The organism is Caulobacter sp. (assembly GCF_035254145.1).
In the GTDB taxonomy this organism is placed as follows: Bacteria; Pseudomonadota; Alphaproteobacteria; order Caulobacterales; family Caulobacteraceae; genus Caulobacter.
In genome coordinates this window covers 1-8377 of record NZ_DATFAV010000193.1, presented here as the reverse complement: position 1 = coordinate 8377, position 8377 = coordinate 1, and the positions used below count along the sequence as shown (strand labels likewise).

The 8377-nt window shown below is 68.4% G+C and carries 9 protein-coding genes; 7 read left to right on the top strand and 2 right to left on the bottom strand.

What is annotated here, in order from left to right; genetic code table 11:
* The 7 genes from thiC to VJ655_RS11870 form a co-directional block, all read left to right on the top strand.
* On the top strand, window positions 1-863 hold an 863-nt coding region (thiC, locus tag VJ655_RS11900; RefSeq protein ID WP_324111308.1), incomplete at its 5' end, for a phosphomethylpyrimidine synthase ThiC.
* Between the two features lie 67 nt (window positions 864-930).
* A complete protein-coding gene (locus tag VJ655_RS11895) occupies window positions 931-1998 on the top strand; it encodes an Acg family FMN-binding oxidoreductase (RefSeq protein WP_324111306.1) in 1068 nt (355 codons plus the stop codon).
* Between the two features lie 72 nt (window positions 1999-2070).
* The gene (locus VJ655_RS11890; RefSeq protein ID WP_324111305.1) at window positions 2071-2424 is read left to right on the top strand and encodes a DUF1428 domain-containing protein; all 354 of its coding nucleotides are present in this window, start codon (window positions 2071-2073) and stop codon (window positions 2422-2424) included.
* 310 nt (window positions 2425-2734) lie between these two features.
* Window positions 2735-5461: a TonB-dependent receptor gene (locus tag VJ655_RS11885; RefSeq protein ID WP_324111303.1), complete on the top strand. Its 2727-nt coding sequence runs from the start codon at window positions 2735-2737 to the stop codon at window positions 5459-5461.
* 98 nt (window positions 5462-5559) lie between these two features.
* Window positions 5560-5958, top strand: coding sequence for a hypothetical protein (locus VJ655_RS11880; RefSeq protein ID WP_324111300.1), 399 nt, complete (start codon window positions 5560-5562; stop codon window positions 5956-5958).
* A gap of 60 nt (window positions 5959-6018) precedes the next feature.
* Window positions 6019-6354, top strand: a complete 336-nt coding sequence (locus VJ655_RS11875; RefSeq protein ID WP_324111298.1) for a GIY-YIG nuclease family protein — start codon at window positions 6019-6021, stop codon at window positions 6352-6354.
* Entirely contained in the window at window positions 6354-6944 is a 591-nt protein-coding gene (locus VJ655_RS11870; RefSeq protein ID WP_324111296.1) for a DUF2239 family protein, read from the top strand. Before VJ655_RS11875 ends, VJ655_RS11870 begins: the two co-directional genes overlap by 1 nt.
* Here the strand turns inward: VJ655_RS11870 and VJ655_RS11865 are convergent.
* Together VJ655_RS11865 and VJ655_RS11860 are read right to left on the bottom strand one after the other, a co-directional pair.
* Complete coding sequence (locus VJ655_RS11865) at window positions 6899-7942, bottom strand: ThuA domain-containing protein (protein WP_324111294.1); 1044 nt, start codon at window positions 7940-7942, stop codon at window positions 6899-6901. The genes VJ655_RS11870 and VJ655_RS11865 overlap by 46 nt on opposite strands.
* A 5-nt stretch (window positions 7943-7947) precedes the next feature.
* Window positions 7948-8334, bottom strand: a complete 387-nt coding sequence (locus VJ655_RS11860) for a VOC family protein (RefSeq protein ID WP_324111292.1) — start codon at window positions 8332-8334, stop codon at window positions 7948-7950.
* Between the last annotated feature and the right edge of the window lie 43 nt (window positions 8335-8377).

Genomic DNA, 8377 nt, shown 5'->3' with positions numbered 1-8377 from the left:
AGCGGGTGACCGGCATCGTGAGCCGCGGCGGAAGCATCCTCGCCAAGTGGTGCCTCGCCCACCACCAGGAGAACTTCCTCTACACGCACTTCGACGAGATCTGCGAGATCATGAAGGCATACGACGTGAGCTTCAGCCTCGGTGACGGGCTGCGGCCGGGGTCGATCGCCGACGCCAACGACGCCGCGCAGTTCGGCGAGCTGGAGACGCTGGGCGAGCTGACCCGGCGGGCCTGGGCGCAGGATGTCCAGGTGATGATCGAGGGCCCGGGCCACGTCCCGATGCACCTCATCCGCGAGAACATGACCAAGCAGCTCGAGCTGTGCGACGAGGCGCCGTTCTACACGCTCGGGCCCCTCACCACCGACATCGCGCCCGGCTACGACCACATCACCAGCGGCATCGGGGCGGCGATGATCGGCTGGTTCGGCACGGCGATGCTCTGCTACGTCACGCCCAAGGAGCACCTGGGCCTGCCGGACCGCGACGACGTCAAGACCGGCGTCATCACCTACAAGCTGGCCGCCCACGCCGCCGACCTCGCCAAGGGTCACCCCGGCGCGGCCATGTGGGACGACGCGATCAGCCGCGCTCGGTTCGAGTTCCGTTGGGAGGACCAGTTCAACCTGGCCCTCGATCCGGAGACGGCCCGCAAGTTCCACGACGAGACCCTGCCGAAGGAAGCGCACAAGACCGCCCACTTCTGCTCGATGTGTGGTCCCAAGTTCTGTTCGATGAAGATCAGCCAGGAAGTCCGCGACTTCGCGGCCGGCAAGGCGCCCAACAGCGCCGAGCTGGGCATGGCCGAGATGAGCGAGAAGTTCCGCGAGCAGGGCTCGGAAATTTATCTAAAGACGGAGTAGGCCGGTTGACGCGACGCAAGGGCGGCGAGGCGAACGGCGCGTAGCTTTAGCTATCGGAGCGACCGTCATGACCACTCGCCGCGCCTTGATCGCCGCCGCGCCCCTGCTTGTCACGGGCTGCGCTCGCGGCGAGACGCCCTACCAGAGCGCCGTCGATGACCTGTGGCGCCTGCCGCCGGTCGTCGGGGGCGGTTTTCCGGCTCTGGCCCTGATCCGCGCCGCGACCCTGGCCGCCAACGGTCACAACACTCAGCCGTGGCGGTTCCGGATCGAGCCGCACGTGATCGGGATCCTTCCCGACTATGCGCGGCGCACGCGCGTGGTCGATCCCGACGACCACCACCTGTTCGTCAGCCTGGGATGCGCCCTGGAGACGATGCTGCAGGCGGGCCTGGGCTATGGCTGGGTCGGCGAACCGCAGATCGCGTCCGATGGCCATATCCGCGTGGCCTTCACCACCGCGCCGCCGCGTCCGGGGCCGCTGTTCCGAGCGATCCCGCGTCGCGCCTCGACCAGGACCACCTATGACGGCCGGTCCGTGGACCCAGCGACCCTGCGAGCGCTCGCGGCGGCCGTCGGGCCCGAGGTCGGGCTTCGCCTGGTGCTGGATCCGAGCGAGCGCGCGGTTTTGACCGAGATGATGGTGGCCGGCGACAAGGCCCAGATCGCGGACCGCGCCTTCATGGCCGAGCTGGTCGAATGGATCCGCTTCAGCCCAGGGGAAGCCCTGGCCAGGCGAGACGGCCTGTTCGCGGGGGCGTCGGGCAATGTGACCACGCCGCGCTGGCTGGGTCAGCGCCTGCTGCCTTTGGCGATGACCCCTCGGAGCGAGGCCGACCGGCTCGGACGCTGGATGCGGAGCTCCGCTGGCGCGGCCGTCTTCACCGGGCCGGGCGAGACGCCGCCCGATTGGATCGCCGTCGGCCGCGCCTTCACCCGGTTCGCGCTGAGCGCGACGGCCGCCGGCTTGAAGCTGGCCCTGCTGAACCAGCCGGTGGAGGACCCGTCCACGCGCCCGCGGCTGGCCGCGTGGCTTGGCGCGAGGGGGCGCAGGCCGGACCTGGTGGTCCGCTTCGGATACGGGCCAGACCTGCCGCGATCGCTGCGACGCTCGCCCGACGTTCTTCTCGTCTAAATCGGCGGGACTGTCGGAACTGGAGCCGTTCAGTCGTCCTTGTGTCCTCAACGACGACCAAGGAGAAGCATCATGGCTTACGTCGACGGTTTCGTGGTCCCCGTCCCGAAGGACCGGTTGGAGGCCTACAAGGAGATGGCCCGCAAGGGGGCCGAGGTCTGGCTGGAACACGGCGCCTTGTCCTATGTGGAGTGCGTCGCCGACGATGTTCCCTATGGCGAACTCACCTCGTTTCCGCGCGCCGTGCAGGCCACCGAGGACGAGGTCGTGATCTTCTCGTGGATCACCTATCCGGACCGGGCGTCCCGCGACGCCATCAACGCCAAGGTGATGGCCGACGAGCGGTTGAAGGGCGACATGGCGAGCATGCCGTTCGACGGCAAGCGGATGATCTACGGCGGCTTCCAGGCTTTTCTGGAACGATAGCGCGCTCAGGTTGCGCGCCCCGAGCTGGCAAGGGCGCTCACGCCAAGGCCGCGACCGTGGGACGTGGTTTGTTTCGCCGCTGCAACATCGTTTCCGGCGACAGGCCTCCTGGCCGAAAATGTGGCGATATTTCAATGCTTGGGCCGCGATATCCACCTTCGAAGACACACCAGCGTGCGCTTTATGCTGCATTGCCTTTGGATAACGCCGGGGGCGTTGCGACGCCGGGCCTTGGCCCGTAAGAGCAGCAACTCCGCGTTGGCGTCGGCATGCGTCGGCGTCCTCGCAACTCGTGTCTCCGTGGGCCTGAATGACCCTTTCCGTGCTTCTCTATGGGTTGGCCGCCGCCGCGCTGGACCCAACGACCGCCGCCGTGACCGCGCCCCAGGCGCTGTCGGCGCCCCCGGCCGGGGAGCAGACGCAAACGCAAGCCAAGAGCGACGGCCCCAACGAGGTCGAGGGCCTGACCATCCAGGCCGACCCGCGCGGCAAGGTCGAAGGCAATATCGAGCCCGAGATCGAGCTGAACGAGGCCGAGATCCAGAGCTTCGGCGCGACCAGCATCGGCGAACTGCTGACCATGCTGACGCCGCAGACCACCAGCACGCGGGGGCGCGACTCCAGCGGCGGGCCGGTGCTGCTGATCAACGGCCGCCGCATCTCGGGCATGCAGGAGATCCAGGGCGTTCCGCCCGAGGCGATCGAGAAGTTCCAGATTCTGCCCGAGGAGGTCGCGCTCAGCTACGGCTACAAGGCCGATCAGCGGGTCGTGAACATCATCCTCAAGAAGAACTACAACGCCCTGATGAGCCAGGCGGCCGCCACCGTGGCCACCGACGGCGGCCGCGTCGCGCCCAGCGCGGGCGGCAACCGCGTGCACATAGACGGCGACCGGCGCTGGAACCTCGACGTCCAGCTGTCGCACGATCCCTATCTGCTGGAGACGGACCGCGACATCGTCCGCTCGCCGAACGGCCAGCCGTTCGACCTGACCGGCAACATCGCCGGCGTGGGCGGGGCCGAGATCCCGGCCCTGTCGAGCCTGGCCGGCGGCGTGGTCACCTATGCCGGCGTTCCGGCGTCGGCGCTGAACGGCAAGGCCAGCCTTTCCGACTTCGCCGCTCTGGCCAACCGCTACAACACTGGCGATCTGACCAGCGATCGCTCGCTGATCTCCAGGTCCGACAAGGGGACGCTGCGGGGTTCCTATAGCCGCGACATCAACAAGCAGACCCAGCTGACGATCAGCGGCAACCTGGAAGACACCAGCAGCCGCGCCTTGCTGGGCCTGCCCGGCGTGACCTTCACCCTGCCGGCCGCCAGCCCGTTCTCGCCGTTCTCGCAGGCCGTGACGGGCTATCGCTACATCGACGCCCCCGGCGCCCTGGCGCGCGACGTCGATACGCTGCGCACCCAGCTCAGCATGGCCGCCAACGGGCGGATCAAGGACTGGCGCTGGAACCTGACTGGCGACTTCGACCGCACCGAGACCGACACCACCACGGGCCGCGGTCTGGACGCCTCGGCGTTCCAGGCGGCGGTGGCCGCCGGTGATCCGACCGTCAATCCGTTCGGCGTGATTTCGCCCAGCCTCTACAAGACCGCGGCGTCCGACACCGCCCATTCCGTCTCGACCGCGGCCAGCGCCGAGCTCGTCCTGAACGGCAATCTGGTCCAGCTGCCAGCCGGACCGCTGCAGACGACCTTCAAGGTCGGGGCCAACAGCAGGGCGCTCGACGCCAAGACCGTCCGTTCGGGCGTCACGACGACGCGGGACATCACCCGCATCACCGAGAGCTTCCAGAGCAGCTTCAACCTGCCGCTCACGAGCACGCGCCAGGGGTTCCTGGCCAAGGCCGGCGACCTCTCGGCCAATTTCAACCTGGGTTACGATGACCTGTCGGACCTGGGCGGACTGACCACCCTGGGCGGCGGCCTCAACTGGTCGCCGATCAAGAAGATCACCTTCATCGCCAGCTTCACCGACGAGGAGGGCGCGCCGTCGACCAACCAGGTCAACGATCCGGTGGTGGTGACCCCGAACGTCTCGGTGTTCGACTTCACGACCGGCCAGACCGTGATCATCAATCGCACGGACGGCGGTAACGCGGCCCTGCGCAACGACAACCGCCAGGTCCAGAAGCTGGGCTTGAACTACAAGCCGATCGACAAGCTCGAGCTGACCTTCAACGCGACCTACACTCGCGCCGAGACCAAGAACATGATCGCCTCGTTCCCGGCGATCACGCCGGACCTGGAGGCCGCGTTCCCCGAACGCTTCACGCGCGACGCCACGGGACGTCTGCTGGCGATCGACGCTCGGCCGGTGAACTTCGCGAGCGCGCAGAGCGAGAACATCCGCTGGGGCTTCAACCTGTTCAAGCCGATCGGCCAGCCCACGCCGGGCGCGGCCGACGGGCCAGGCATGGGCCGGTTCGGCGGAGGGGCGGGGCGTCCCGGCGGCGGCATGCGCTTCGGTGGCCCTCCGGGCGGTGGTCCGGGCGGGCCCGGCGGCGGCGGTCCGCCGATGGGCATGATGCGGCCGGGGCAGGGCATGTTCCAGCTGTCGGTCTACCACACCTGGCGCTTGACCGACGAGATCACCATCCGCAAGGGCCTGCCGGTCCTGGACCAGCTGGACGGTTCGGCGATCAGCGCGCGCGCGGGCCAGCCGCGCCACGAGGTCCAGATCCAGGGCGGCTATTTCAAGGACGGGCTGGGCATGCGCTTCAACGGCGCCTGGAAGGCCTCGACCTGGGTCAACGGCGGCGCGACCGGCGGCCAGACGCTGTACTTCTCGGATCTGGCCACCGTGGGCGTGAACTTCTTCGCCAATTTCAACGTCCCGGCGCGGAAGAAGGCCGTCGATCGGTTCCCGATCCTGAAGGGCGCGCAACTGTCGCTGAACTTCGAGAACATCTTCGACGCCAAGCAGTCGGTCCACGACCAGAACGGCGCGACGCCCCAGGCCTACCAGCGCGACTATCTCGATCCGCTGGGCCGCACGGTGCGGATCGGCTTCCGAAAGCTGCTCTGATCGCGCGGAGGACGGGTGGGGGTCTCTCAACCCGTCCTTAAGCTGTCGGGCGCACGCTTTTCGTCTGAGCGGCCGATTCGGCCGGATCGGAGGCCGTCATGTCCATCATGACATCCAACACGCGTCGCAGCGGCGACCATTTCGAGCCGACCGACACGGACCCCCAGGTCCAGCGTCGCCTGCGCGGCTATCTCGAGCAGATCGATTATACCGCCTTCGCCTCCAATCGCGCGGTTCTGGGCGCTGGCGTCGTGCGCGTGGAGGGCGAACGTTTCCAGCGCCTGGCTGTGGCGGCCGCCAATGCGCGTGGCCGCTGGGTGACCGAAGCCGCCACGATGACCGAAGCGGCCCCCAGTCTTTCCGAGGCCCAGGTGGCCCGGCTGACGCATCTGCGGACCGCCTACGAGGAACTGACCGCCGTCTACGAGGCCACCCGCCGTATCGTCGAGCGGGGCTATGTCGCCTATCGGCCGATCCAGCCGGAACCCAAGAAATAATACCCGGGCAATATTGACTTCGATTTTCGCCCGGGTAAAAGACGCCTCCTGGAGGTCGTCATGTCCGGACGCAAGGCGCTGCTGCGCGCATACAAGGAACGCAAGGTCGAGGCGGGGATCTACGCGGTCCGCTGCTCTTCGACCAACGAGGTCTGGATCGGCGCGACGCCGGATCTCGCCACCCGCCAGAGCGGCGTGTGGTTCTCGCTGCGGCAAGGCTCGCACCGCGAGCCAGCGCTGCAATCGGCCTGGAACGCGCACGGCGCGGAGGCCTTTGTCTTCGAGCCGGTCGAGATCGTCGACGCCGAGGGCCTGGACAGGTTCGGACGCGACAGCCGCCTGAAGGAACGCCGAAAACACTGGATCGAGGCGTTGAACGCACGAGGGCTGCAGTGATGGACGGTGGTTACGTCGTATTCCGAGGCTCCGATCGGGTGGCTTCGGGCTCGCGCCTGGATGCGGCCCTGGCGGCGCAACGCCTTGCGGGAGAGGCGGGCGTCCTGATCTTCGGTCCGGACGGCGCGGCGGTCGATTTCGATCTGGGCGGAGGCCCCGAGAACCTGGCCCGTCGGCTGGCCGAACCGGCGGACGCTCCGCGCGGGCGGGGACGACCCAAGCTGGGCGTGGTCGCCCGCGAGGTGACCCTGCTGCCGCGGCACTGGGAATGGCTGGCCAGCCAGCCGGGCGGCGCCTCGGTGGCCTTGCGCAAGCTGGTCGAGACCGCGCGCCGGGCCGCCGAGGGACCCGACCGCGTTCGAGCGTCGCGCGCATCGGCCTATCGGTTCGCCTCGGCCATGGCCGGCGACCTGCCGGGCTTCGAAGAGGCCATGCGGGCGCTCTTCGCGGGCGACGACATGGCGTTCGAAACGCGCATCGAGACCTGGCCGGGGGACATCGCCGCGCAACTGCGGACCTACGCCGCCGAAGCGTTCGGGCCCGATCAGTCCGCCGATTTCGCCAGCACGTCCGCCAGCAAGGCGGAGTAGGCGGTCTCGAACGGGGTGCGGTCGCCGTCGGGCTTGGCCGGCCACAGCGGACGCAGGGTGGCCGAGCGCGCCGCGGCTTCCCGCAGCCAAGCGGGATCGGCCTTGGCCAGCTTCGCCGTCCGCGCCTCGATCTCGGCCTTCGGACGTCCATCGTAGGCCAGCAGCGAACGCAGGGCCCACAGCGCCTGTTCGCGCGGATTGGGTTCCGCGGTTCCCGGGACGCGGTGAGCGGTCCACCGGACGGCGTCGACGATCTGTCTGCGATAGCGCGGATCGTCCCAGGTGCTGGGCGTATGGCCAAGGTTGGTGAAGAACAGGCGCCCCTGGCCGATCTGGCGAGTCCAGGTGACCGGCACGAACCACGGGCGCTTCAGGGCCATGTCGCTGAAATCGAGGGCTTGCAGGGCGCGCACGCGATCAGGATCGTAGTCGGCGTACTGATAGATTTCTTCGGCGTAGGCGAAGCGGCGCGGCCAAGCCTGATTGGCCGCGTCGGACGGGCTGCCCAGCGCCTGAACCGTGATCGGCGTGCCTTGCGTCCAGGGATGGCCGGCGAACTTGCCGTTGATGAAGGCGGTGTAGCTCTGTCCCGGCCCCTCATACGGCCAGCCGGTGTCGGTGGCGCTGTGCAGGCCGATGAAGCCGCCTCGGCCGCTCTCGATCCACGCCTGGATCGCGGCCCAATTGGCCGGCGCGATGGGCAGGGCCCCGGTCGTGTAGAAGATCAGGACGTCGACGTCCTTCAGCGTCTCCGGCGTGATCGTGCTGGCGTCGCGCGTGGACCGGACGCTGAACGCGCCCGATCGCGCGCCGATCTCGGCCATGGCGGTCTCCGACAGGGTCGGGCCGTTGCTGTTGGCGGGCGGCGCGACCGGCGCGTGAACCCAGCCGACCGATTGATCGAGATAGAGCACCCGGACCTTCTCCGACCTGGGCGCGGCGGTCGCGGGGACCGAAAGGACGAGGAAGGTCGCGATAAGGACCAGCAGGCGTGTCATGGCGGTCAGTTCCCAGGCTGCAGCAGGTCCCAGCGATTGCCGTACAGATCCTCGAAGACCGCCACCACGCCATAGGCCTCGTGTCGGGGCGCTTCCAGGAACCTGACGCCGGCCGCGCTCATGCGCGCGTGGTCGCCGGCGAAGTCGTCGGTGTGCAGGAATAGCCAGACACGGCCGCCGCCCTGGCGGCCGATCGTTTGAGCCTGGTCGCCGATGGCCTTGGCCAGCAGGAAATCCGTCCCGTCGGCGCCGGGCGAAACGACCACCCAACGCTTGCCGCCGCCCATGTCGGTGTCCTCGACAAGGGTGAACCCCAGCTTGCCGACATAGAAGGCGATCGCCTCGTCGTAATCGGCGACCAGCAGAGAGACGAGGGCGACGCGGCGGGCCATGGGCGACTCCTTGGGAAGCCAAGCCATAGCACGCCGGTCGATT

Excerpts from the sequence above, each read along its gene's own strand:
- VJ655_RS11895 (WP_324111306.1), top strand. The coding sequence starts at position 931 with ATGACCACTCGCCGCGCCTTGATCGCCGCCGCGCCCCTGCTTGTCACG.
- VJ655_RS11890 (WP_324111305.1), top strand. The coding sequence starts at position 2,071 with ATGGCTTACGTCGACGGTTTCGTGGTCCCCGTCCCGAAGGACCGGTTG.
- VJ655_RS11885 (WP_324111303.1), top strand. The coding sequence starts at position 2,735 with ATGACCCTTTCCGTGCTTCTCTATGGGTTGGCCGCCGCCGCGCTGGAC.
- VJ655_RS11880 (WP_324111300.1), top strand. The coding sequence starts at position 5,560 with ATGTCCATCATGACATCCAACACGCGTCGCAGCGGCGACCATTTCGAG.
- VJ655_RS11875 (WP_324111298.1), top strand. The coding sequence starts at position 6,019 with ATGTCCGGACGCAAGGCGCTGCTGCGCGCATACAAGGAACGCAAGGTC.
- VJ655_RS11870 (WP_324111296.1), top strand. The coding sequence starts at position 6,354 with ATGGACGGTGGTTACGTCGTATTCCGAGGCTCCGATCGGGTGGCTTCG.
- VJ655_RS11865 (WP_324111294.1), bottom strand. The coding sequence starts at position 7,942 with ATGACACGCCTGCTGGTCCTTATCGCGACCTTCCTCGTCCTTTCGGTC.
- VJ655_RS11860 (WP_324111292.1), bottom strand. The coding sequence starts at position 8,334 with ATGGCCCGCCGCGTCGCCCTCGTCTCTCTGCTGGTCGCCGATTACGAC.